This is a genomic window from Salipiger sp. (assembly GCF_048261495.1).
Taxonomy (GTDB): Bacteria; Pseudomonadota; Alphaproteobacteria; order Rhodobacterales; family Rhodobacteraceae; genus Salipiger.
Map to the genome: position 1 here is coordinate 234,777 of NZ_JBLXFX010000004.1, position 22,976 is coordinate 257,752.

Consider the following 22,976-nt stretch of genomic DNA (forward strand, 5'->3'; position numbering starts at 1 on the left):
TCAGACGGCCAACGGGTTGTCGTCGTCATCGTCGGCGGGCTGTGCCGCACCGATGCGCGCGCGGCTGGTCGGTGACAGACCATATTCGGCGGCAAGCTGGCGCGCGGTCTGGGCGGCACGGTTCAGCACGCCGAACAACTTCACGTCGATCACCCCACCGGCTGCGGCGCGTTCCTCTTCGATCTGCCGGACATAGCCCACCGCGACGCAGTAGTTTTCCACGCCAGCCAAATCGGCCTTCGTCACGATGCGCCGGGCGACAAGCTGGGGCATGATGCCCTTCCACTCGGCCTTGGCATGGGCGCTGAGGTGCTTCGGCGCAGCGGGCGCCTTGGTCAGCGCTTCCGGATCGGCAGCAAGGGCGGGCTTCACCCCGCGCTGATGGATGCTCATGCCCGCCTCACCACGCGCAGTTCCAGAACGCGCCGCCGCTCCGGCTCGCCGACGTGGTCGAGGTCGTAGGCGGCGCCGTCGAACATTAGCCTGTCGGCGGTTGTCAGATCGGCAAGGGCGGGCTGCCAGCGCAGCCGGAACACCAGTGCGGCGCCCTGAGCCTCGCCGAAGCCCGCCAAGAGTTCGTCGGCGGTCATCTGCACCAGTTCGGCGCGCGTGGTGACGATGGGCGCCCAAGCCTTCGAGACCGCGCCGGACGCGGCCACGGTCTCGGTCTGACGCTCAACGGTGATGGTGTGGATCAGCTTCCCGGCGGCGAGCACAGTCACACCCTCCACCGCACAACGGCCTCAGCCGTGCCGATCCCGTGGCAATATGCAAGCTCGGGATCGGGGTCGCGCATGTAGCTGAAGCCCGGGCGCATGTAGTCGTCTACGGCGATCCCTTCGGCATGGGGCGCATCCCAGAGCGCCAGCGCTGCCGCAACGCCGATCTGCCGGGCCATGTCCGCGCCATCGTCAAGCGCCCAGATGTGCAGGTCCACGGCCACACTGGTCACGTAGAACCCGCCGGACGCGCGGCCCAGGTGGATGGTCTGGGGGTTCGCCAGAATGATCGTGGGCAGCTTGTCGGGGCGTGTCGATCCGGCGCGGACATGCGCGGCGGGCAGAAGCGCCGTCACCGCCGGATCGGCGATCAGTGCCGCGCGCAAGGCGGTCTGGAACGACAGGCTCGGGTCGGTTGTCATTCGCCACCCGCCTTCTTGATGGCAGCGCTGATCGCGCGCTTGATCCGCCGGTCAATTCTCGGCTTCGCGATGCGGAAGGCCGGGCGCATGAAGGGCTGGGCCTCCATCTTCACGGTGCCGAATTCCTGAAAGTGCCCGTGCCGCGCGTCCTCATTGCCCACCGTCACCAGCGCCTGATTGGGTTCGGCGGTGCGCTTGCCGCCACCTTCGGCATAGGCCGGTGTGGTCTCACCCGGGCCGGTCACGGCGATGGACGCCCTGAGGTCGCCCTGATCCACGGGAACAAGGGTGCGCATGTTCGCGGCCACCTCTTCGGCAGACCGGACAAGTGCTGGGCGCAGCGCTTCCAGCACCTCGGCAGGGATCGCGGTCAGGCGCGCTTCAAGGCGCTTGCTGTCGTCACTCAGCGACATGGCCGACCACCTGTTTCTTGTGCGACGCCAGCATGGCGTGAACGCCGAAGGGCACCGGCACCATGCCTGTGCCGTAGGCGACGGCTTCGCGCTGCGCATACCAATAGGCCGCAAGCTGCATCGCGGCTTCGGTCAGGAGCGGCGGAACCGGGTCGTGATCGGCAAAGGGGGTGCCGATGTGATTACCCACCCATGCCTCAGCGGCGTCCAGCTTGTGCGCAAGCAGGGCGTCGTCGGCGCTGTGGTCGATTGCCATGTGTGATTTCAGGAGGGTCAGTGACGTGATGCTCATGTTAGTGCCTTGAAAACGCTATTTCGGGTCTGTCTTGTGCGCTGCTCCCCGCGCCGGTCCCTGCCGCACCGTCAAAGTCGGAACCCACCCCCGGGGTCTGCCGGGCGCGGGGGGTCCTGTCGCCGCGCTTGGTGCTGCGGCCCGTCATGCGCCGGTTGGCAATCAGGTCTTCGGGTTCGGGCGCGGCGGCGATCTGACGTGTCACCCGGTCGCGCACCGCGACGGGATCAAGGCCGATCAGGTCGCAGATGGTGCGCAGGTCGGGCGAAGGGCGCAGGAAGAACGCTCTTGCGGTGTGGGTGGCGGCAACGCGGTCGGACACCTCCCCGACAAACGCCGGAACCCCAAGCAAGGCGTCCTCGATGGCTGACATCAGCACTTCCACCCACAGGGCGCGTTCGCCAAGTGTGGCGTTGTCCATGTCGCCGGTGCGGAAGCGGTCTGAATACTCAGCCATGAACGCAACTCTGGCCAAGTTTCCGAACAATCAGCTGTAGCGAGGCCTGATTACCTATGGTAGCTTTGGCGCCCCAGCGAACTTCCTGAAGACGAAAAGGAAATGCAATAATGGACGCGATAGACCTTAGTCCAGAAGCGTATTCACTCTTGAAGCGTCTAAAACAAGGACCGCAGCGGCACTTCGAGCCTGAAGCTGGCGGCGAGCTATACGATCTTGGTCTCGCCAGATATGAAGGCTTGGGGATGGAAATTACCGATGCCGGACGGAGCGTTCCCCGGTTGATGAGAGTCAACAAGTAACTCATTGTCCGCGCTCCTGCCGCTGCTTGTGGGCATTGTGGTGATGCCCACAAAGCGGCTGCCAGTTGGTGCGATCCCAGAACAGCGCCTTGTCGCCACGGTGGGGCACGATGTGGTCAACCACGGTCGCGAGGGCATTGCATCCCGGATGTGCGCAGTGGGGATGCGCTGCAAGGAAGGCGGCGCGCGCCTTCTGCCAAGCGCCATCGTAGCCCCTCTGCCGGGCCGTGGGGCGCGTGGCGTCGTGCCGCTTGTTGCGCGCCCGGGTGGCGGCAACCTGACAGCGGCAGCGCTCGCCATGTGGCACGACATGCCCACAGGCGCAGAGGCGGGGAGGCTTGCTCATGCGTAGCCCCCGGCGATCTTGGCCTTGAGCGGGGCCAGCCCTTCGCGGTCAAAGTCAGGATCAAGACCGGCTGCGACGTTCGCGCGGCGCTGCTCTTCATCCATGCCGGACGTGGTGGCGCGCTTCTCGGGGTCTTTCTCAGCACCGCCGTGAATGATGCGGAGCTTGTTCAGGTGCTTGTCAAAGGCGGTGATGATCTCCTGCGGCGTGGCGTTCCATGCGTCGGCAGGGGACCAGCCCAGCCAGCCGGTCGCCAGCCCGAACAACTCCTGAAACAGGTCAGCCCAAGGGGTCGCGGTGTCCGGGTCAGATGCGGCAGGGCTTTCGTTCGCCGGGGTGGGCAGGAGAGCGGCCACCACGACGAAGAGCACGGGCTGCCACCTGACCATGACAGACAACGGCAGCTTGGCGGCACGGCGCAGGAAGTCGTTCGCGGCGCGGTCCTCGGTGGCGGTCGCGGCGATGATCGCGCGAACCGTGGTCGTGTCGGTCTGTTCCAGTTTGCGCAGGAGGGCCGGGAAGCCCCCGTGCAGGCGCTCAAGGGCGCAGGCCGCACGCAAGGTCGGGCGCAGGCGCAGGGCGGTGGCACCCTGCACAAGCGTGACCTCTTCATATGCGCGCGGCGAGGTGGTCATGGATCAGGCGGCGAGGCTCAGCTTCGCCAGCGCTTCGCCCATCACCACCCGGCCACCGACACGGCGGCGGGCGATGAATTTCACGATACCGCTGGCCGCGCCGGTGAGTTCGTCGCGGATGATCTCGAAATTCACCCGGTCGGCGATGGCGTAGCCGGTGGCGAAGTCGCCGAAGACGATGGGCGTGGCGCCAGCGGTCGGGTCCGGCATGTTCACCGCCTCATAGACCGGACGGCCCAGAAGGGTGGCGGGCTGACCGGCGGCAAGGCCCGGCTGCCAGAGATACTGACCGTCCGCATCCTTCATCTTGCGCACCGCCGACATGGTCTTGCGGTTCATCAGCCATGCGCCGGTGGCGGCGTAGACGGTCTTGACCGAATAGAAATGGTCGATCAGGGCGTCAGCGCTCAGCGCCGCGACTTCGTTGTCGGCAACCTCCGCAGAGGTGAGAACACCCTCGGCGGTCGTGGCGCCGTTGCCGGAGATGAACCACGACGCCTCCACCTGCCCGAAGCGGCGGGCGATGTGGTTGCCCAGATATGCCGACAGATCGACATGGGCGTCTTCCAGCAGCACCTTCGTCACCGGCACCACCACACCCATCTCGAACGGCTTGAGATCGATCTGCTCGAACGTGGGCTCATCCTCGGGCTTGGCAGCGCCTTCGGCGACGGCAGCCGGGTCCACCTCTGCCACCAGCCGGGGAAGCTGTAGCAGCGGGCCGTTCATCGCGATCACCTGGGCGAGACCGCGCATCGGCGAGAATTCCGCCACCTTTTCGAGGATGGTCTTCGAGACGGTCTCCGGCGCGAGGATGCCGCCGGTGCCCGTGCCATAGGACAGCGACTTCACTTCGGAGGGATCGCCGGTGCGCAGGTAGTTGGCGAACGCCTTGATCTCGTCCGCATCCATGACCGGCTCGCCGGTGATGGTGACGCGGGGCCGGTTGCCCTTGGCTTCCAGCTTGTCGAGCCGGGCCTTGATCTCGTTGAAGGCCTTGGTGTCGATCTGGGGCACCTGCGGCGTGTCATTGGCCGGGGTGGTCTGCACCGGCGAGAGGTTGATTTCTTCGGGTTCCATGCGGAGGGGGTCCTTTGCGGGCTTGGGGGCGTCATCGGATTTCAGGGATGTGATCTGCGCTCCCGGATGACACGGGACGGCGACAACAGAGATTTCATGCAGATCGGCAGAGGTGATCGTGCGGCCCTTGGCGTGGCGCTGCGCCGGCTTGGTCACGAAGCCGATGCTCAGGCCGGTGGCAGCACCGGCGCGGATCATGGCGCGCACCTCGCGCGCCCGGGCTACGTCTTCGATCAGGAGACGGCCCTTGACGGTCAGGCCGGTGTCCGTCTCGCCGATCTCTTCCCACACGCCGATCACCTGAGCCTGATCGTGGGCGAAGAGCATGGGCAGGCTCGCCGGGTATGCGAGGGCGCCCTTGCCGATGACGTCACCCACACGGTCGGGTGACGCGAACGGCCACGCGATGCCGGTGATTTCGCCGGTGTCGGTGACGGTCAGGGATGCTTTGACTTCCAGCCGGTCGCTCATTGCGCGGTGTCCTGTTTGGTCGTGCCGCACCACCGCGCATCGAGAATGTCGAGGGCGAGCGGATAGAGCCGGTCCAGCGGCTGATTTCGGGCATAGGTGTCTGTCAGGCGCATGGCGTCCTGTGGGGCGGCGCCGCCACCGATCAGACCAAGCCGGATGATCTCGGTGAGGTCGCAGAGCCGAAACTGCATCTGGACCGCGCGCCGGTAGAGCGCGCCGATACCCAGATCGGAGATGCGCTCAAGCTCGGCAATCATGGGGTCGGTCAGGGCGAAGGTGTGGAGACCATCGCCGAAGAACGTGGTGTGCGTCAGGCTCATGCGGCGGCGTCCTTGCCGGTCGTGGTATACGGATTGCTCAGTTCGTCACCGCCGTCGCGGGGGGCGAGGTTCAGCCCGGCGCGCACCTCGTTCGCGGTCATCGCGCCCATGCTGCGATACTGCCCGTAGGCGGCGGCACGGCTGGCGTGGTCGGTGGTCAGGAGGTCTTCCACCACGAATTCGAGATACAGGGCAGCGCGCTCTTCCGGGGTCAGGAGGCACCGGGCATAAGCCCAACTCCATTCCGACAGCCACGGCTTGAGGGTGACGGCGTAAAACTGCCGGGCCATCTCTTCGGTGTTCGACCACGTTCCCCGCCTCAGTTCAAAGAGCATGGTCGGCGGCACCCGGAAGACGCGCGCGATCTCGCGCACCTGCTCCAACCTGTTCTCGGCAAACTGGGCATCGGCGAGCGTGGTAGAGATGGGCAGATAGTCCAGCCCCTCATCCAGAACGGCGGTGCTGCCGGAGTTCCCGCCCCCGTGGGTCGAGAACCACGACGCGGCCAGCTCCTTCTTGGCCTCGGCGTCCATCACCTTGGGCGACTTGATGACACCGGAGGGGCGGCCCCCATTCGCGAACAGGCTGCCGATGTGCTTTTCAAAGGCAAGGGCAAGCGCGATAGCTTCGCGGCCCAAGGTGATCGGAGACACCCCGCCAAAGGGGCGCACGTCGATCACATCGCGATAGGACAGGCGATGCTGACCGCGCGCGGTCGAAACCAGATAGAAGGGTTCCCCATCGTCCTCCTGCTTGGCCTGCACCTTGCCCGCCGCCAGCCTGTGCAGTTCATAGGGGGTGCCGTCCGACAGCCGCACCACCTGCGCGAAGCCTGCACCATGCAGCAGGGCGTCGGTGGTAAGCTCGGTGCGCAGTTCGGCGGCAGAGGTCCATTCGTTCGCTTCGTCATGCACAAGCCGGTAGGCCGGGTGATCGCGCAGCGCGGCGCGCGTGGCACGGTCGTGCAGCTTGATCGGCAGCGCGCCGATGGTCTCGGCGATCAGGCCGACAGCACAGGCGACAGCGGGGACGCGCAGCGAGGTCGTGGGGCCGACGCTAACCCCTGTGGTGGTGGGGAGCGCACCGAAAAGCGCCAGCGCCTCGGGGTCGGTCAGGGTGATGGATTTCTGGTCGGCCTTGGGCACGGCCCTCTTGAGGAAGGATAGCAAGTTCGGGTCTCAGAATGGTATGTTATAACATAACCTATCATGCTTTCCAGCTTGCGAGAATCCCCTAAATCGCAATAGCGGAGGGATTGGGCATTTTTTTAAGACGTGGATTGATGAACCCCATAATGTATACGCACAGGTTGACGATAAAGGGGTTTCACAGCAACCGCAGCTAACTCATACTCCGATAAAGCGTCACGAGGCTGTCTTGCCCTTCTGTAGTATCCATTGCAGATATACCAAGAAACACTTCCGATTCACCATTGAAACGAATTTGCACGCCGAAGCTATTACTATAGGCGATCATAGCCGCCTCTTCGTTTGTTATCTTCGACATCAATATAACATCGACATCATTTGCGAAACGCTCGCATCTACTAGATATATCCATCCTATGATCCTCGCCGTTAATCACAATTTCAACAAGACCATAGGCGCATAGTTGTTCTTGGCGCCCCTGTGCCTCGATCACTGCCCAAAACATGAAACCGGCATCCTTTGCGTACGCCAGCATGACCTTGTGTTTTCCATAGATGGAGTCACGCGCTCCACGAACATAGATTATGTTCGCACGCATTTCTGTGCCCCATTTTACATTGGTTTCGCCACCAGTTACCATCTGGTATTTACGCAAATCCTCTTCCCCCAAGAGATGTAATTTCTCGCTCGGGATTCCGGCCGACAGTTGCAGAAAAGATAAAGAAACTCCCATTTGCATCAGAAAATCCGCCATACTCGCCGACAACTCCTGCGATTTTTCGAGATTATTTGGCGCAGGGTTCTCGAACGAAAAGCGATGGACGCCGAATTTTTATCCTTGCGGAAAGTGCCGAAGTCTACCGCCCGCAAACATCATTGTTGCAGCGCTGAGGCACGCTCCCGGCTTATGCCTTCTCGGAACAATTGGATCATTGCCCACTTCTGGATCTAACAGGTAGGTGCCTATAGAAGTTTCCAACTCATACGCACGGATAACGCAACCAAGCTTTATCCCCTCCTCCAATTCCCCTCCGACTGAGTCGATGTAGACCGTTGTTCGCGGCGGAACTTTCGCCTTTCTGATTAAATCCAAAAGCCTGTCAGCATCACCCCGCACAATTCTCCCAATAGCATTTATGTGGCGAAACCCTCCGAACATTCTTTCAGTTTCAGTTTGCTCACCCGTATAATAGAATTGCATTGCACTCCTGTCTCTCGACTCGCTTTGGAAGGAAAGTGTAAGATTGTCGATGTTTGGCCGCAATGGGGAAGCTGCAAGGACTTGCTTCGAAAGTTGGCAAAGGACTGCTGCCACCAATCTTGATATGCAAACATTGGCTCAAACAGCCAGACGTCTACCAGAGGCAAACTAGGAACCCGCTGACAGTCCACGAAGATTAGAGGTCAAAGGATGGCAAGCGCGCTATGGCGGCGATCTTAGTCTTGAGCGTCACGTCGCCGTAATTGTCGCCTGCCGTCTTTCCTGCATGACCCTGTATCGCGTCCACGACGCGGTCGGAGATACCCAATTCGCGGCACTGTGTTTTGAGCCGGTGCCGCCATGCGTGGTTCGGTTGCAGCCCATCAGGTGTTAGCTCTTCGGCTCGCAGCCACGTTGCGAGGCGATTAGAATACTGTTTGGCCTTGTCTTCAAAGTCCTTGGGGTCGGTGCCGTTGTGGAACAATGGGCCGGTCCCTGCCGCCTTCACGAATTCGGGGAACCCCTCTTTGATGATCTGCGGATACAGAGGCACGTCACGATAATCACCAGCCTTCACGGTCCCAGCGTCCGGCGTGATCCTGATTATCCAGTGCTCCCCCTCTTCGCGCACGTCCTCTTTGCGAAGCTGCGTGATCTCGGACACGCGCGCGCCGTTGAAGGCGCAGAGCATCGGCGCCCACTGCTTTGCGGCAGTCATTTGCGGGACCTCTCGCACATAACCGAATTCGTCAGCCTTCGCCTGATGGACGCGCGACGCCTTCAAGACGTTCAATGCCTCCTTGTCGGTGTAGCCGCGTTCGCGGCCATAGACCTTCTTGGGCTTCGGCTGCCGGACAGACATAGCTACGTTCTCGGGCAGCCGGTCGTTCTCGGCGGCCCACGCGAAGACGGACCGAACAGAGGAAAGGTAAATGTCATTGACCGTCTTGGCGGACAGGCCCGTCATCAGGTGGTCGCGCCATGACAAGAGGTCCTTCTTGGTGATGCGCCGGGCGTCGTTGTGCCTGAGAAACTTGCGCAGGCTATCCACTACGGGGCGAAGCCTCTTGCCCTGATCGCGCATGAGTCCGGCCTGCACCCGACTGGCGATGTAGTCGGCCCAGAGGCCCGTCAGGCTCACGCGCTCCGGCGCAGTCTCCGGCGGCTGGGCGTTCTTGATGATCGGCGCGCAAGGGGTGCCGGTGTAATCGCCTTCGTCGCGCTCTGCGGCCCTTGCCAGCGCCTCTAGCTCGGCATGGCACAGGGCTCGGGCGATCTCGCGCCAAGCATCGCTACCCGGCTCGGCATCAATGTTGCCAGCGACCCGGAAGCGTTCGATTTGAGCCCCTACTAGCGCGCCCAACTCCGCGTCATCGGCCCTACCGGCAATGGCGTCGCGCAGGCGCTGCACCAGCAGGTCATCTATCGAGAACGTTGCATAGCGAGGGTCGTTCCGCAGTTGGTCATCAAAGGCGAGGCGCTGCATGTAATGGCTGTAGGCAAGCTGATCTGCTGCCATCGGATAGCGCGCCGGGCCGGACTGGGGCCGACCTGCCCCGGCCCTCTGTTCGGCCTGTGCGATCTGATGTTGAAGCTGGGCTACGGCACCGGGCAGCAGCTTGAGCGCTTGCCGGTAGTCGGCACCCAAGGGGGCGCGAAGCTCGGTCTTGCCCACGATTCCCCGCAGGTCTTTCGGAACCACCAGCCGCGCATGATAGCGCCCGGAGCGGTTCAGCAAGTGCATGATCCTGCCAGCCACGCCAGCCACCCTTTGTAACCAAGTTTGTAACCGTTGAACGGCCAAAGGGCCTGTCTTACAAGGGTTTTCTTTGATCTCAAAGGGATAGGATGGTGGGTGATGAGGGACTCGAACCCCCGACATCTTCGGTGTAAACGAAGCGCTCTACCAACTGAGCTAATCACCCGGCCTGCGCCGTGTAGCCAAGCTGCGCGCGCGTTTCAAGATGCTTCGCCGTCCGGTGTGCGCGGTGTGTGCGGTATGGCTGTCCGATCCATCAGCACCCGCGGCCCCGGACCTTCGGCGCCGCGCCGGTCGGCGGGGTTGTAGAGCGGGCAGGTCTCCATCGACAGGCAGCCGCAGCCGATGCAGCCTTCGAGGTGGTCGCGCAGCGCCTGAAGCCGGGCGATCCGCGCGTCGAGCCTTTCCCGCCAACCCTCGGAAACCTGGCCCCATTCCGCCTTGCCCACCGCGCGCCCGCGCGGCAGCCGGTCCAGCATCTCGCGGATTTCGGCCAGCGGGATCCCGACCGACTGCGCCACCCGGATCACGGCGACCCGGCGCAGCTCCCGCCGGTCGTACCGGCGATGGTTGGCCGGGGTGCGCCAACTCTCGATCAGGCCCTCGGACTCGTAGAAATGCAGGGTCGAGACCGGCACGCCGGCGCGGGCGGCCATCTCTCCGACGCCCAGATCGTTCGGGCGGACCTTGCGCGGCGGGCGCGCGGGCGGAGCGGATCGGGGAACGGGCATCTTTTCGTTTGACCTCAAGTGAACTTGAGGAAGCAACCTGCCCCGACAATCGCGAATCTGCAAGGAGACAGTCCCGTGAAGGACACCGCCCTGACCGTCATCGGCAACCGCCCGCTCCGCCTTACGCTGCTGCGCCGGATCGGTGCCGGGATGCGCGCCCGGCGCGATCGCCGCCGCATCGCGGCGCTGCGCGCCGACGCCGCCCTGTCGCGCGACATCGGCCAAGGGCCGGTGGCGCCCGACGCCATCGCATCCCGGGAGGATCGGACATGAGACGCCTGCTGCGCGCGCTCGCGGCGCTCTACACCCCCGCGCCCGCCTGCGGTCCGTTGTGCCGCGACGTTGCGCGCGAGGTCGACCTGATCGGCCGGGCTCAGGCCCGGCGCTGATCCGCGGTGCGGCGCAGTCGTCCGGCTGCGCCCACCATACCGACCCCGCCGAGCGCCGCGAGAAGCAGCGAAAGGGCGGCAGGCAGCGGCACCGGCGAGGCGAAATCGGTGGTGAGGCTGTCGATCGCCGCCCCGTTCAGGCCGATGATGTTGACCGCGTCAAAGGCGTTGTCCGCCTCGAAGCCGAAGCTGAAATAGTCCGCCGTCAGCACGTCGACGTCGATCGAATCGACCAGCGTGTCGTTGCGCAGGAAATCGACGGTGAACGTCGTCGCCTGGTCGCTCATGCTGAACCCGAAACGCATCAGGTCGCTGACGAAGGAGATGCTGAGCGAAATGAGCGTACCGAAGGTGCCGGGGTCCATGATCTGGAGCACGTTGCCCGTGGTCGCGCCGAGGCTGCGCCCCACGCCCGGCCGGCTATCAAACGAGTCGCTTTCGAGCGCGATGCCGATGATGCCCGAAATGCCGAGCGCGGCAAAGATCGGGTCGGTCTCGTAGATCTCGCCGAGGGGGGCGCTTTCGAAGGTCTCCACCAAAGGAGTGACATAGGAGGTGTCGGGAATGAGCGTGGCCGCCTGGACCTGGGTGGCGGCAGCGGCCAGAAGGATCGAGGTCAGGAAGGTGCGCATGTGAACTCCGGCGGTGAGACGGCGCTTCCGCGAAGGATCGCCCTGTGGTGGTTGGTGTCACCCTACTCACAACCATGAGAAGGTGAAGGGAATTGTGCGGGTTCTGTCCGCCCGGATCGGCCCCCTGCCCGTTTTCAAGGCAGCGGCCGCGCCCCCCGCGATGCGGAAAGGGCCCCGACCGTCGTCGGAGCCCTTCGCGAAATGATGGTGGGTGATAAGGGATTTGAACCCCTGACATCTTCGATGTGAACGAAGCGCTCTACCACTGAGCTAATCACCCGGTAGCGGGTCCATTATACAACCTGTCAGAGGGGTTCAAGGGGCAAATCGCCCCCCCGGCGGCGAAATTGCCCCCTGCACGCGGCCGATCACTCGGCGGCGGTTGCGGTCTCGTCCCCGGCGGCGGGGCGCTCTGCGGGGGCGGTGCCCTGGCGCAGCTTGGTGATGATCACGCGCTTGTCCCCCATCTGCTTGATCCGGTTGACCTTCAGCCGTCCGAACGGCGGCAGCTTCAGCTCCCGCCCCTCGGCGAGGGTTTCGCCCAGGATGGCGAGCATCGCTTCGACGGCGGGCTTGGCATCGCGGCGCTTCACGCCGCTGCGCTCCACCACCTTGGCGATCAGCTCGCGCTTGTCGAGCTCGTTGCCCGCCGGTGCGACTTCGACCCCGGTGTCGTCGGCCTGCAAATCCGGCGCGGCGGTCTTCGGCTCCGCCTTGGCGCGCTTGGTGGTCTTCTTGATGGTGGTGCCCGTCATCTGCTGTCCCCTGATACTGCCGAACCCGAGATCCGTTCCGAATCGCGCCGGTTCCGCCGGATCCTTCTTGGCCGGCCTGCCCTATGTATAGGCGCATCCCCCCCACAAATCCAGCGTGGACCCCGGCCGATGCTGTGGTTTGCCACGAACGGCATACCAATTGTGCCACGCCCCTCTGCGCCGCTGTCCGCCCGCGCCCGGACCGGGCAAAGGGCGCCCCGCCCCGCGGCATGAAAAAGGCGCCGCAATCGCTTGCGGCGCCTCGAGTTTTCAGATGTGTCGAGCGGTCAGTGCGCGACGGCACCGGCCCCGGCGTTTTCCTTTGCGGCCATGGCGGCGGCGGCCTCCTCGGCCTCCTCATCCCACTCGATGGGTTCGGGTTCGCGTACCAGAGCGAGTTTCAGCACCTCCGAGACGTGCTTGACGGGGATGATTTCCAACCCCTCCTTCACGTTGTCGGGCAGCTCCGCGAGGTCCTTCTCGTTCTCCTCGGGGATCAGCACCGTCTTGATGCCGCCGCGAAGCGCCGCCAGAAGCTTTTCCTTCAGCCCGCCGATGGCGCTGGCATTGCCGCGCAGCGTCACCTCGCCGGTCATCGCCATGTCCTTGCGGACCGGGATGCCGGTCAGGACCGACACGATCGCCGTCACCATCGCCAGACCGGCCGAGGGGCCGTCCTTGGGCGTGGCGCCGTCCGGCACGTGGACGTGGATGTCCATCTTGTCGAACTTCGGCGGCTTGACCCCGATCTGCGGAGAGATCGAACGCGTGTAGCTTGCCGCTGCCTCGATGCTTTCCTTCATCACGTCGCCGAGCTTGCCGGTGGTCTTCATCCGGCCCTTGCCCGGCAGCTTGAGCGCCTCGATGTGCAGCAGGTCGCCCCCGACCGAGGTATAGGCAAGCCCGGTCACGACGCCGACCTGGTTCTCGTCCTCGGCCAGACCGTAGCGGAATTTCCGCACGCCCAGGAAATCGTCGAGATTGTCGGAGGTTACGTCGACTTTCTCGACCTCCTTCTTGACGATCTTGGTCACCGCCTTGCGGGCCAGACGCGCGATCTCGCGCTCGAGGTTCCGCACGCCGGCCTCGCGGGTGTAGTACCGCACGATGTCGGTCAGCGCGCCGTCGGAAACCGAGAACTCCTTGCTCTTGAGCCCGTGCGCCTTCACCTGCTTGTCGAGCAGGTGCCGCTTGGCGATCTCGATCTTCTCGTCCTCGGTGTAGCCCGAGAGCGGGATGATCTCCATCCGGTCGAGCAGCGGCCCCGGCATGTTGTAGCTGTTCGAGGTGGTCACGAACATCACGTTGCTGAGGTCGTACTCGACTTCGAGGTAGTGATCCACGAAGGTCGAATTCTGTTCCGGATCAAGCACTTCGAGCATTGCCGACGCCGGGTCGCCCCGGAAATCCTGTCCCATCTTGTCGATCTCGTCGAGCAGGATGAGCGGGTTCGTCGTCTTGGCCTTCTTCAGCGCCTGGATGATCTTGCCGGGCATGGAGCCGATGTAGGTCCGGCGGTGGCCGCGGATCTCGGATTCATCGCGCACGCCGCCCAGGCTGATGCGGATGAACTCGCGGCCCGTGGCCTTGGCCATCGACTTGCCGAGCGAGGTCTTGCCGACGCCCGGAGGGCCGACGAGGCAGAGGATCGGCCCCTTCAGCTTCTGGCTGCGCGCCTGCACGGCGAGGTACTCGACGATCCGCTCCTTCACCTTCTCAAGCGAATAGTGATCCAGATCAAGCACTTCCTGCGCGCGGTTCAGGTCCTTCTTGACCCGGCTGCGGGTGCCCCAAGGGATCGACAGCATCCAGTCGAGGTAGTTGCGCACCACCGTCGCCTCGGCCGACATCGGGGACATGTTGCGCAGCTTCTTGAGCTCGCCCAGGGCCTTTTCCTCGGCCTCCTTCGACAGCTTGGTGTTCTCGATCCGCTCGGCCAGTTCGTTGACCTCGTTCTGACCGTCCTCGCCGTCGCCGAGTTCCTTCTGAATGGCCTTCATCTGCTCGTTCAGATAGTACTCGCGCTGGGTCTTCTCCATCTGCGACTTGACGCGGGTCTTGATCTTCTTCTCGACCTGGAGAACCGAAAGCTCCCCCTGCATGAGTCCGTAGACCTTTTCGAGCCGCTCGGAAATCGCCAGCGTCTCCAGAAGCTCCTGCTTCTGCTCGACCTCGATGCCGAGATGCCCGGCCACGAGGTCGGCCAGCTTCGCGGGTTCGGTGGTCTCGCCGACGGCCGAGAGCGCCTCTTCGGGGATGTTCTTCTTGACCTTGGCGTAGCGCTCGAATTCCTCGCCCACGGTGCGCACCAGCGCCGTGATCGAGGCGGGATCGCCCGGCATTTCGGTCAGATACTCGGCGGAGGCCTCGAAATAGGTGTCGTTTTCGAGATATTCCGTGATGCGCACCCGCGCCTGCCCCTCGACGAGCACCTTCACGGTGCCGTCAGGCAGCTTGAGCAGTTGCAGCACGTTGGCCAGCACGCCGGCCTTGTAGATGCCGTTGGATTCGGGATCGTCCACCGCGGGGTCGATCTGGGCGGCAAGCAGGATCTGCTTGTCGTCCTCCATCACCGCTTCCAGCGCCTTCACCGATTTCTCGCGCCCTACGAAGAGCGGCACGATCATGTGCGGGAACACCACGATGTCCCGCAGCGGAAGCACTGGATAGGATGTGTTGAGAGGCTTTTGCATGTGCGTTCCTTGGTCTGGCAGGACGGTCCGGCCCCGGTTCTCCGGCGGCGCTCGCCATCCCCTGTAGATGTCTCAAGATGGGGCTGAGGGGTTACGAAATCAACCACCACGGAGGTTCCCGGAAGAATGACGGTGCGGCGGTTCGGGTGCAAGCGCACATTTCCGGCACCACGCGCCGGATCACGCCGTATTGCCCGGAGAATGCCCCGAATTGGCCGGATTCACGGTTAACAAGGGGGGTGTACGACAGCGAGGGATGACGACGATGATCTGCGACGGTGCCATGTCCGAAACGACGTCCGAAACGATGGCGCCCGCGCGCGCGGGGCGTGCGCTGGATCTGCTCGGCGCGCTGTCGGCCTTCGTGCTGGGCCTGCTGGCGCTCCTGGCGCTGTTCGCGCCCGAAGCCACCGTCCGGCTTGCCTGGCTGGTCACGGCGCACGGGGTTCCGGTGGCCCTTCCCGTGCTGCTCGTCATGATCTGCCTGACCCTGCGCCGGCTGCACCGCCTGCTGTCCTGACGGACAGGCGGCGGGCGGACGGGCGTCGGGCCGGGCCGGGTTCAGCCGTCCTTGCGGGTCTGCGCGGCGGCCTTCATGCGGGCCAGCAGTTCCTCTTTCGAGGCCTTGCCGCCGTTCGCGTCCTTGCCCGAGAGCGCCGCGTTGTGCTTGTCGAAACGAGGGGCGTTCTTGGCGGGCTTCGGAGCCCCGGATTTACCGTAGTTCATGGGCAGACTCCTGTCTTCTGGCACCCTTTGTTCCGCTGATGCACCAATCCACGGCCCGCGACAAGCACTGCCTGCGCGGGCCGCGACCGACCGCTCAGGCGGCGGCGCTTCCGGCGAGGGTCGGGTAGTCGGTGTAACCCTCCGCCCCGCCGCCGTACATGGTCGCCTGATCGGGCGCGGCCAGCGGCGCATCGACGCTCAGCCGGTCGACCAGGTCGGGGTTCGAGATGAACGGCTTGCCGAAGGCGACGAGATCCGCCGCGCCATCGCGCACCGCCGCCACGGCCATCTCGCGGTCATAGCCGTTGTTGGCCATGTAGGGCCCGTCGAACAGATCCTTCAGCGCGGTGACGCTCTGGCCCTCGGCCAGTTCGCGCGAACCGCCGGTGGCGCCCTCGACCACGTGCAGGAAGGCCAGGCCGAAGCGGTTCAGCCCCTTCACCACGTATTCGAAGGTCTCCTGCGGGTCGGCGTCGGAAATGCCGTTGGCCGGGCTGAACGGCGAGATGCGCAGGCCGGTGCGCCCGCCGCCGATCTCGTCGGTGATCGCCTCCAGCACCTCGAACAGGAACCGCGCGCGGTTCTCGACCGGGCCGCCATAGGCGTCGTCGCGCGTGTTGGCCCCGGTCTTGAGGAACTGGTCCACGAGGTAGCCGTTCGCGCCGTGCACCTCGACCCCGTCGAAGCCGGCCTTGATCGCCATCTTCGCGGCGTGGCGGTACTCGGCCACGATGTCGGCGATCTCGTCCACGGTCAGCGCCCGAGGCGCCGAGGTTTCGGCAAAGCCGCCCTTGATGAAGGTCTTGGAGCCCGCCGGAATCGCCGAGGGCGCCACCGGGGCCGCGCCGCCGGGCTGGATCGACACGTGGCTCACCCGGCCCACGTGCCAGAGCTGGACGACGATGCGCCCGCCCTCGGCGTGGACCGCGTCCGTCACCCGCTTCCAGGCCGCGACCTGCGCTTCGGAATGGATGCCCGGCGTCTGGATGTAGCCCTTGCCGACGGGAGAGATCTGCGTCCCCTCCGAGACGATCAGCCCGGCACCCGCGCGCTGGCGGTAGTATTCGACGTGCAGGTCGCCCACCTCGCCGGTGTCGTCATCGGCCCGGTTGCGGGTCAGCGGCGCCATCACGATGCGGTTGCGCATCTCGATCTCGCCGGCGGTGAAGGGGGTGAAGAGGGCTTCGGTCATGCGGTGATCTCCTGTCGGATGTGCCGCCCCGTGGCCGGGGCGGGCTGAACTCTCCGGTTCATCTAGACACGACCGCCGCCAAGACAACGCAGGGCAGCCATGCGCCAATGCACAGACCCGCCGCCTTTTGCGCACATCCCGGCTTCTTCTTGTCGAAAATACGCAAGATCCGCCCGCAACACGGGCGCGGCCGCACAGAAGGGGTCACAACGGTGCGATATCGCCCTCGGCGCGGCCGGCATGGAACGCCGCTTCCCAGGCGGCGAACCGCCCCTGCGCGATGGCCTCGCGCATGCCCGCCATGATGTCCTGGAAGTAGCGCAGGTTGTGCCAGGACAGCAGCATCCCCGAGATCATCTCCTGCGAGCGGAACACGTGATGCAGGTAGGCGCGCGAGTAGTTGCGGCAAGCCGGGCAGGCACAGTCCTCGTCCAGGGGACGCGGGTCGTCGGCGTGGCGGGCGTTCTTGATGTTGACCACGCCCCGCCGGGTAAAGACCTGCCCCGTGCGCCCGGAGCGGGTCGGCAGGACGCAATCCATCATGTCGATGCCGCGCTTGACCGCGCCGACGATGTCGTCGGGCTTGCCCACGCCCATCAGGTAGCGCGGCTTGTCCTCGGGCAGCATGGCGGGCGCGTGATCGAGCACGTCGAACATCGCCTCCTGCCCCTCGCCCACGGCCAGCCCGCCCACGGCGTAGCCGTCAAAGCCGATGCCGCGCAGCGCCTCGGCGCTTTCCTGGCGCAGGTCGATCTCGAGCCCGCCCTGCTGGATGCCGAACAGCATGTGTCCCGGCCGGTCGCCGAAAGCCTCGCGCGACCGCGCCGCCCACCGCATCGATAGGCGCATGGACTCCGCGATCCGCGCCCGGTCCGCCGGCAGCGCCGGGCATTCGTCGAAACACATCACGATATCCGAGCCGAGCAGCCGCTGGATCTCCATCGAGCTTTCGGGCGAGAGCATGTGCTTGCTGCCGTCCACGTGGCTGCGGAAGGTCACGCCCTCCTCGGTCAGCTTGCGCAGCGAGGCAAGCGACATCACCTGGAAGCCGCCCGAATCCGTCAGGATCGGCCGTTCCCAGTTCATGAAGGCGTGCAGGCCCCCCAGCCGCGCCACCCGCTCGGCGCCGGGACGCAGCATCAGGTGGTAGGTGTTGCCGAGCAGGATGTCGGCGCCGGTCTCGCGCACGCTTTCGGGCAGCATCGCCTTGACCGTGGCGGCGGTGCCCACGGGCATGAAGGCGGGGGTGCGGATCTCGCCGCGCGGGGTCGAGATCACGCCGCAGCGCGCGGCACCGTCGGTGGCATGAAGGGCAAAGGAGGTCTGGCTCATGCCCGTTCCTGTGCCGCAAAGCGCGCGCCTTGCCAAGCCCCGAGGCGTTGTGCCGATAAAACCTAGAATTGTAGATTTGTAGGTACGGTAAACTTATTGAAGCGCATTCTCGACGTATCAGTAACGATACGGAGACACCGCCCCATGAAGATGACCCTCGCGATCGCCGCCCTCGGTCTGACACTGACGAGCCCCACCCTCGCCCATGCCGATTCCGGTGCTTACGAGAACGGGGCGCGCCACATCGTCAGCACCCGCGGCAATACGGCAGGCCAGGTCCCTGCCGCCGGCTTCCGCGGCCAGTATTTCACCACATCCGATGGTTGCACCTATTCCCGCGCCCAAGCGCCGGGATACGCGCCGACCTGGCACATCGTCGTCAATGCCTCGCGCATCGGCGGGCGGGATCGCCACCGCGGCTGCGCCGGGATGCTGGGCGGATAGGCCCCCGCGCCGCGTCCCGCATGCACCACCTGAAGATGCATCTCGCAGGCCCCGATTGCGCCGGATCGGGGCCTGCGCCACTTTGTCGGCCATGAGCCAGGATCCCGAAAGACGCCCCAGCTACGCGGGGGGAATCGACACCGTGCTGACCCGGATGGAGGCCCGCCGCGACCCCATCGCGGCGGCGGAAGGTGAAGGGCTGCCGCCGCTCGACATCGCCCTCGGAGCGCTGACCGCGGCGGACGTTAACGACCCCGACCTCGATCCCGCCGAGGCGCCGCCCTTCCGCTCGCCCTATCATCGCAAGCGTCATGCCCTGCGCAAGGAACTGGCCGGGGAATCGGAACTGGTCTGCCTGCATGCCCTGCTGATCGCGCATCTGCGCAAGTGCGCCTATCCCGACCATGCCCCGGCCCTGTTCCGCCGGCTCTGGGCCGAGGAAGGCGCCCACCTGATCGCGCGGCTCGATCCGCGCTGGAAGGTGTCGGCCATCACCACCTTCGGCGATCACGGCGCGACGCCGGTGCAGCGCTCGGTCGGGCTGGCGCTGTCGGTGCTGTTCGGGACGATGAAGCTCTACGAGAGCGAACGGCTCTATTCCGGCGCGCCGCCGGACCAGCCCTTTGCCCTCGACAACAGGACCCGCGGCCGCCTGCCGATGCAGATGAATGCCTGGTCTCTCACCGACGGCGGGCTCGACGTGAACATGCTCGGGCGGCTCTGGACCGAGGCCGAGGGCGACGCCCTGATCCGCCCCCTCGCCCACGATCTGCTCGACAGCCTGCTGCATGACGACCGCACGGTGTTCCGCCGCCTGATGACCATGCGCCAGCGTCACCTGAAGCGCATCGACCCCGACCCTGAGCGGCCCCGCGCCGTGGTGCCGGTGCCGCAGCCCGCGCGCCCGATCCCGGCGGAGCGGCTGCGCTGGGGCGTGGTGTCGACCATCCGCGCGCCGCTGCCCGCCATCGCCCGCTTTGCCGCCCACCATCTCGAGCTCGGTGCGGATTCGCTGCACATCTACCTCGACACCCCCGACCCCGAGGCCGAGGCCTGGCTGTCGCGCCACCCCGCCCTGCACATCACCCCCTGCGACGACGCCTACTGGCAGACCGCCGGCAAGGCCCGGATGGAGGCGCACCAGCAGCGTCAGGCCTTCAACGCCACCCGCTGCCTGCACGACCGCAGCCACGGGCTCGACTGGCTGGCGCATATCGACGTGGACGAATTCCTGCTGACCGAACGGCCGCTGCGGGCGATGCTGGCGGGCGTTTCGCCCCATGCCGCCGCCGCGCGCATTCTCCCGGCCGAGGCGCTCGCCACCGAGACCGGGTTTCCGTCGCATTACAAGCTCGCCCATCATCACGCCGGACAGAAGAAATCCGTGGTGCAGGACATCTACCCGACCTTCGGCCTGCATCTCTACGGAGGCTTCCTGAGCCACACGGCGGGCAAGGTCTTTGCCCGTACCGGGCTCGACGATACGCGGCTCGGCATCCACACGGTGAAATACCGCGGCGGCGACGCGTCGAACCGCGACCGCCTGCACGGAGTTCACGTCGGCCATCACCACGCGCCGAGCTGGGAGCATTTCCGCCGGCATCTCGCCTTCCGCCGCACGCGCGGCTCCTACCGGACGATCTCCCGGCGCAAGGAGATGGGGCAGGCGCAAATTTTAACCTTTTTGCTGGAGAACGAAGGGGACGCCGGCCTGCGCGCGCTGTTTGACGAGGTCTGCGCCGATACGCCCGCGCTGCGCGACCGTCTTGCCGCGCACGGCATGCTGCTGACACATCCGCTCGACCCCGACAGCGCGGTCCGGCGCATCTTCGGAGACCTCCCATGACAACCTGGGGCACCGTCACCACCACGAACGCCCACCTCCCCGAGATCCTCGATTTCGCCGCCTGGCATCTCGAACAGGGGGCGCACCGCATCTACGTCTATCTCGACGACGACATGCCGGAGGCGGAGGCGGCGCTCGGCGAACATCCCGCGCTGCGGGTCTTCCGCACCGACGACGCCTGGTGGCAGGAGCGCGGACGCAGACCGGCCAAGCACCAGGTCCGCCAGACCGCCAATGCCCGCCACGCCAATTCCCTGCCGCCGGAGGTCGACTGGCTGGCCCATATCGACACCGACGAATTCCTGATGCCGCGCGCGCCGCTCGGCGATCAGCTCGCCGCCCTGCCGCAGGACTGCCTCTGCGCCCGCGTCCGCCCGGTCGAGGCGCTGGCCCCCCTGCCGGGGACCGAACCCGGCCTGCAGCGGTTCAAGGCGTTCCATCTCGACCAGAAGGCCCGCCAGGCCGATGCCGAGGCGTGTTTCCCGCCGTGGGGCCAGCATCTGTCGGGCGGATTCCTGTCGCATGTGGCCGGAAAGATGCTGTTTCGCGCGGGCACCGAAGGGCTGCAGATCCGCATTCACAACGTCGAACTGGACGGGCAGACCAACCCCGGCCAGCGCCCGCTCAACGAGACGGAGCTTGGCCATTTCCACGCCGCCGACTGGGAGCGCTTCCTTCTGCACTATCGTTTCCGGATGGAGAAAGGCTCCTACCGGGCGGAGCTGAAACCCCAGGGGCGCGGCAATACCCCCCTGACTCTGCACGATTTTTTCAGCGTCATCGAAGAGGAAGGCGGCGAAGCGGCGCTGCGCGTCTTCTTCGAGGAGGTCTGCACCGCGACCCCCGACCTGGTCGCCCGGCTGTCCGCGCGCGGGCTGCTGCGCAAATGCGTGATGGACTTCCCCGCGCTGCGCGCGCGGCACTTCCCGCATGTCACCACCACCGGCTGGGACGAGGCCGGTCCACAACGGATTCCGGTCTCCGGGCGTTCAAATTCCCGTGCTCATTGACCTTTCCCCGTCTTCTCCGTTAAAAGCCGCGCACGGGATCGCACTAGCGCGAGATCCGCGGGGCCATCCGGGCCCGATCCCATCCAGACGCGCGGGCCAAGTTTCTGTGTCCGCACTCCATATCGGACACACATGACCAAGTTTTCTGACCTGAACCTGAACCCCAAAGTCCTGAAGGCCATCGAAGAGGCCGGATACGAGACGCCCACCCCGATCCAGGAGGGCGCCATTCCTCCCGCCCTCGAAGGGCGCGACGTTCTCGGGATCGCCCAGACGGGCACCGGCAAGACCGCCTCCTTCACCCTGCCGATGATCACGATGCTGGCCCGCGGCCGCGCCCGCGCGCGGATGCCGCGCAGCCTGGTGCTCTGCCCCACGCGCGAACTCGCCGCGCAGGTGGCCGAGAATTTCGACACCTACGCCAAGCACGTGAAGCTGACAAAGGCGCTGCTGATCGGCGGCGTCTCGTTCAAGGAACAGGACCAGCTCATCGACAAGGGCGTCGACGTGCTGATCGCCACTCCGGGCCGCCTTCTCGACCATTTCGAACGCGGCAAGCTGCTGCTGACCGGCGTGCAGATCATGGTGGTGGACGAAGCCGACCGCATGCTCGACATGGGGTTCATCCCCGACATCGAACGGATCTTCTCGCTGACGCCGTTCACCCGGCAGACGCTGTTCTTCTCGGCCACCATGGCGACCGAGATCGAGCGCATCACCAACACCTTCCTCTCCGCCCCCGCGCGGATCGAGGTGGCGCGCCAGGCCACGGCCTCCGAGACGATCGAACAGGGCGCGGTCTTTCTCAAGCCGTCGCGCCGCGACCGCGAGGCGACCGAAAAGCGCAACATGCTGCGCGCCATCATCGAGAAGGAGGGCGAGGCCTGTTCCAACGCCATCGTCTTCTGCAACCGCAAGGTCGATGTGGATATCGTCGCGAAATCGCTGAAGAAATACGGCTACAACGCCGAGCCGATCCACGGCGACCTCGACCAGAGCCAGCGCACCCGCACGCTTGACGGCTTCCGCAGCGGCTCGATCCGGCTGCTGATCGCCTCGGACGTGGCGGCGCGCGGGCTCGACATTCCGGCGGTGAGCCACGTCTTCAACTTCGACGTGCCCTCCCATGCGGAGGACTACGTGCACCGGATCGGCCGCACCGGCCGCGCCGGTCGCGACGGCAAGGCCTTCACCATCGTGGTGCCGAAGGACGAAAAGAACTTCGATGCGATCGAGAAGCTGATCCAGAAGGAAATCCCGCGGATCGAGATGGCCGGTGCGGCCCCCGCCGCGTCCGAGGACGATGCCGCCGAGGCGCCCGCGCCCAAGCGCGAACGCGCGCCCCGCTCGCGCACGCGCAAGCCGGTGGAAAAGCCCGCGGAACGGGTGGCGGAGACACCGTCGGAGGCGGTCGAACCCGTCGCCGCGGCCCAGCCCGAACGCGCCCCGCGCCCGGAGCGCGAGGACAGCCGCCCGCCGCGCGAATCGCGTCGCCGGGACAGCGGCCGGCGCGACGAGGCCGTCGTCGGCATGGGCGATCACATGCCCGATTTCATCGCGCTGAGCTTCGACGAGCGCCGCACGGGCTGATCCCGCCCGCCGCGCCCCGGAACGAACAAGGCCCCGCCATCGGCGGGGCCTTTGCTTTTCCGGAGCCGGTC

The 22,976-nt window shown here is 65.5% G+C and carries 26 protein-coding genes and 2 tRNA genes; 6 read left to right on the top strand and 22 right to left on the bottom strand.

From position 1 onward, the window contains the following. The 15 genes from ACN0RJ_RS10340 to soxR form a co-directional block, all read right to left on the bottom strand. Entirely contained in the window at window positions 1–393 is a 393-nt protein-coding gene (locus ACN0RJ_RS10340) for a phage terminase small subunit P27 family (RefSeq protein WP_417724202.1), read from the bottom strand. After that, the gene (locus ACN0RJ_RS10345) at window positions 390–731 is read right to left on the bottom strand and encodes a head-tail adaptor protein (protein WP_417724203.1); all 342 of its coding nucleotides are present in this window, start codon (window positions 729–731) and stop codon (window positions 390–392) included. Before ACN0RJ_RS10345 ends, ACN0RJ_RS10340 begins: the two co-directional genes overlap by 4 nt. Further along, window positions 719–1,141 (bottom strand): tail completion protein gp17, encoded by a 423-nt coding sequence (gp17, locus tag ACN0RJ_RS10350; RefSeq protein WP_417724204.1) that lies wholly within the window; start codon window positions 1,139–1,141, stop codon window positions 719–721. The genes ACN0RJ_RS10345 and gp17 overlap by 13 nt, the downstream gene beginning before the upstream one ends. Continuing rightward, window positions 1,138–1,554, bottom strand: a complete 417-nt coding sequence (locus tag ACN0RJ_RS10355; protein WP_417724205.1) for an HK97-gp10 family putative phage morphogenesis protein — start codon at window positions 1,552–1,554, stop codon at window positions 1,138–1,140. The genes gp17 and ACN0RJ_RS10355 overlap by 4 nt, the downstream gene beginning before the upstream one ends. Next, on the bottom strand, window positions 1,541–1,846 hold the full coding sequence (locus ACN0RJ_RS10360) for a head-tail connector protein (protein WP_417724206.1): 306 nt from the start codon (window positions 1,844–1,846) through the stop codon (window positions 1,541–1,543). The genes ACN0RJ_RS10355 and ACN0RJ_RS10360 overlap by 14 nt, the downstream gene beginning before the upstream one ends. A 1-nt stretch (window position 1,847) precedes the next feature. Continuing rightward, entirely contained in the window at window positions 1,848–2,303 is a 456-nt protein-coding gene (locus tag ACN0RJ_RS10365; protein WP_417724207.1) for a hypothetical protein, read from the bottom strand. Window positions 2,304–2,606: 303 nt separating this feature from the next. After that, window positions 2,607–2,951, bottom strand: coding sequence for an HNH endonuclease signature motif containing protein (locus tag ACN0RJ_RS10370; protein WP_417724208.1), 345 nt, complete (start codon window positions 2,949–2,951; stop codon window positions 2,607–2,609). Next, complete coding sequence (locus ACN0RJ_RS10375) at window positions 2,948–3,586, bottom strand: hypothetical protein (RefSeq protein ID WP_417724209.1); 639 nt, start codon at window positions 3,584–3,586, stop codon at window positions 2,948–2,950. Before ACN0RJ_RS10375 ends, ACN0RJ_RS10370 begins: the two co-directional genes overlap by 4 nt. A gap of 3 nt (window positions 3,587–3,589) precedes the next feature. Further along, window positions 3,590–5,137 carry a phage major capsid protein gene (locus ACN0RJ_RS10380; RefSeq protein WP_417724210.1) on the bottom strand — a complete coding sequence of 516 codons (1,548 nt, stop codon included), beginning with the start codon at window positions 5,135–5,137 and terminating at the stop codon, window positions 3,590–3,592. Beyond that, window positions 5,134–5,457 carry a gene transfer agent family protein gene (locus ACN0RJ_RS10385; protein ID WP_417724211.1) on the bottom strand — a complete coding sequence of 108 codons (324 nt, stop codon included), beginning with the start codon at window positions 5,455–5,457 and terminating at the stop codon, window positions 5,134–5,136. The genes ACN0RJ_RS10380 and ACN0RJ_RS10385 overlap by 4 nt, the downstream gene beginning before the upstream one ends. Further along, window positions 5,454–6,602, bottom strand: coding sequence for a phage portal protein (locus tag ACN0RJ_RS10390; RefSeq protein WP_417724212.1), 1,149 nt, complete (start codon window positions 6,600–6,602; stop codon window positions 5,454–5,456). Before ACN0RJ_RS10390 ends, ACN0RJ_RS10385 begins: the two co-directional genes overlap by 4 nt. A gap of 196 nt (window positions 6,603–6,798) precedes the next feature. Then, a complete protein-coding gene (locus tag ACN0RJ_RS10395) occupies window positions 6,799–7,359 on the bottom strand; it encodes a hypothetical protein (RefSeq protein WP_417724213.1) in 561 nt (186 codons plus the stop codon). 643 nt (window positions 7,360–8,002) lie between these two features. Continuing rightward, the gene (locus tag ACN0RJ_RS10400; RefSeq protein ID WP_417724214.1) at window positions 8,003–9,544 is read right to left on the bottom strand and encodes a DUF6538 domain-containing protein; all 1,542 of its coding nucleotides are present in this window, start codon (window positions 9,542–9,544) and stop codon (window positions 8,003–8,005) included. Between the two features lie 111 nt (window positions 9,545–9,655). Beyond that, window positions 9,656–9,731 (bottom strand) — tRNA-Val (locus tag ACN0RJ_RS10405). A gap of 34 nt (window positions 9,732–9,765) precedes the next feature. After that, window positions 9,766–10,296, bottom strand: a complete 531-nt coding sequence (gene soxR, locus ACN0RJ_RS10410) for a redox-sensitive transcriptional activator SoxR (RefSeq protein WP_417724215.1) — start codon at window positions 10,294–10,296, stop codon at window positions 9,766–9,768. 75 nt (window positions 10,297–10,371) lie between these two features. Between soxR and ACN0RJ_RS10415 the strand changes: the two genes are divergently transcribed. Further along, a complete protein-coding gene (locus ACN0RJ_RS10415; RefSeq protein WP_417719016.1) occupies window positions 10,372–10,569 on the top strand; it encodes a hypothetical protein in 198 nt (65 codons plus the stop codon). A 100-nt stretch (window positions 10,570–10,669) separates the two neighbouring features. Here the strand turns inward: ACN0RJ_RS10415 and ACN0RJ_RS10420 are convergent, their stop codons facing one another. From ACN0RJ_RS10420 to lon, 4 genes are all read right to left on the bottom strand, one after another. Next, the gene (locus ACN0RJ_RS10420; protein ID WP_417724216.1) at window positions 10,670–11,317 is read right to left on the bottom strand and encodes a hypothetical protein; all 648 of its coding nucleotides are present in this window, start codon (window positions 11,315–11,317) and stop codon (window positions 10,670–10,672) included. A 205-nt stretch (window positions 11,318–11,522) separates the two neighbouring features. After that, a tRNA-Val gene (locus ACN0RJ_RS10425) sits at window positions 11,523–11,597 on the bottom strand. An 88-nt stretch (window positions 11,598–11,685) separates the two neighbouring features. Then, window positions 11,686–12,072, bottom strand: a complete 387-nt coding sequence (locus ACN0RJ_RS10430) for an HU family DNA-binding protein (protein ID WP_417724217.1) — start codon at window positions 12,070–12,072, stop codon at window positions 11,686–11,688. 287 nt (window positions 12,073–12,359) lie between these two features. Continuing rightward, entirely contained in the window at window positions 12,360–14,765 is a 2,406-nt protein-coding gene (gene lon, locus ACN0RJ_RS10435; protein ID WP_417719013.1) for an endopeptidase La, read from the bottom strand. Between the two features lie 256 nt (window positions 14,766–15,021). On the opposite strand from lon, the gene ACN0RJ_RS10440 reads away from it, so the two are divergent. After that, window positions 15,022–15,285: a hypothetical protein gene (locus ACN0RJ_RS10440; RefSeq protein ID WP_417719012.1), complete on the top strand. Its 264-nt coding sequence runs from the start codon at window positions 15,022–15,024 to the stop codon at window positions 15,283–15,285. A 41-nt stretch (window positions 15,286–15,326) separates the two neighbouring features. Here ACN0RJ_RS10440 and ACN0RJ_RS10445 read toward each other — a convergent pair whose 3' ends face one another. The 3 genes from ACN0RJ_RS10445 to tgt all read right to left on the bottom strand — a co-directional run bounded on the left by ACN0RJ_RS10445 (window position 15,327) and on the right by tgt (window position 18,015). Beyond that, complete coding sequence (locus ACN0RJ_RS10445) at window positions 15,327–15,491, bottom strand: hypothetical protein (RefSeq protein WP_417719011.1); 165 nt, start codon at window positions 15,489–15,491, stop codon at window positions 15,327–15,329. A gap of 94 nt (window positions 15,492–15,585) precedes the next feature. Beyond that, the gene (locus tag ACN0RJ_RS10450) at window positions 15,586–16,683 is read right to left on the bottom strand and encodes an alkene reductase (RefSeq protein WP_417719010.1); all 1,098 of its coding nucleotides are present in this window, start codon (window positions 16,681–16,683) and stop codon (window positions 15,586–15,588) included. Between the two features lie 204 nt (window positions 16,684–16,887). Continuing rightward, window positions 16,888–18,015, bottom strand: coding sequence for a tRNA guanosine(34) transglycosylase Tgt (gene tgt / locus ACN0RJ_RS10455; protein ID WP_417724218.1), 1,128 nt, complete (start codon window positions 18,013–18,015; stop codon window positions 16,888–16,890). A 144-nt stretch (window positions 18,016–18,159) separates the two neighbouring features. On the opposite strand from tgt, the gene ACN0RJ_RS10460 reads away from it, so the two are divergent. From ACN0RJ_RS10460 to ACN0RJ_RS10475, 4 genes are all read left to right on the top strand, one after another. Continuing rightward, window positions 18,160–18,459 (top strand): hypothetical protein, encoded by a 300-nt coding sequence (locus ACN0RJ_RS10460; protein WP_417724219.1) that lies wholly within the window; start codon window positions 18,160–18,162, stop codon window positions 18,457–18,459. Between the two features lie 91 nt (window positions 18,460–18,550). Then, complete coding sequence (locus tag ACN0RJ_RS10465; protein ID WP_417724220.1) at window positions 18,551–20,305, top strand: glycosyltransferase family 2 protein; 1,755 nt, start codon at window positions 18,551–18,553, stop codon at window positions 20,303–20,305. Beyond that, window positions 20,302–21,315 carry a glycosyltransferase family 2 protein gene (locus tag ACN0RJ_RS10470; protein ID WP_417719006.1) on the top strand — a complete coding sequence of 338 codons (1,014 nt, stop codon included), beginning with the start codon at window positions 20,302–20,304 and terminating at the stop codon, window positions 21,313–21,315. Before ACN0RJ_RS10465 ends, ACN0RJ_RS10470 begins: the two co-directional genes overlap by 4 nt. A 132-nt stretch (window positions 21,316–21,447) precedes the next feature. Then, on the top strand, window positions 21,448–22,905 hold the full coding sequence (locus ACN0RJ_RS10475) for a DEAD/DEAH box helicase (protein ID WP_417719005.1): 1,458 nt from the start codon (window positions 21,448–21,450) through the stop codon (window positions 22,903–22,905). Window positions 22,906–22,976: the final 71 nt, after the last annotated feature.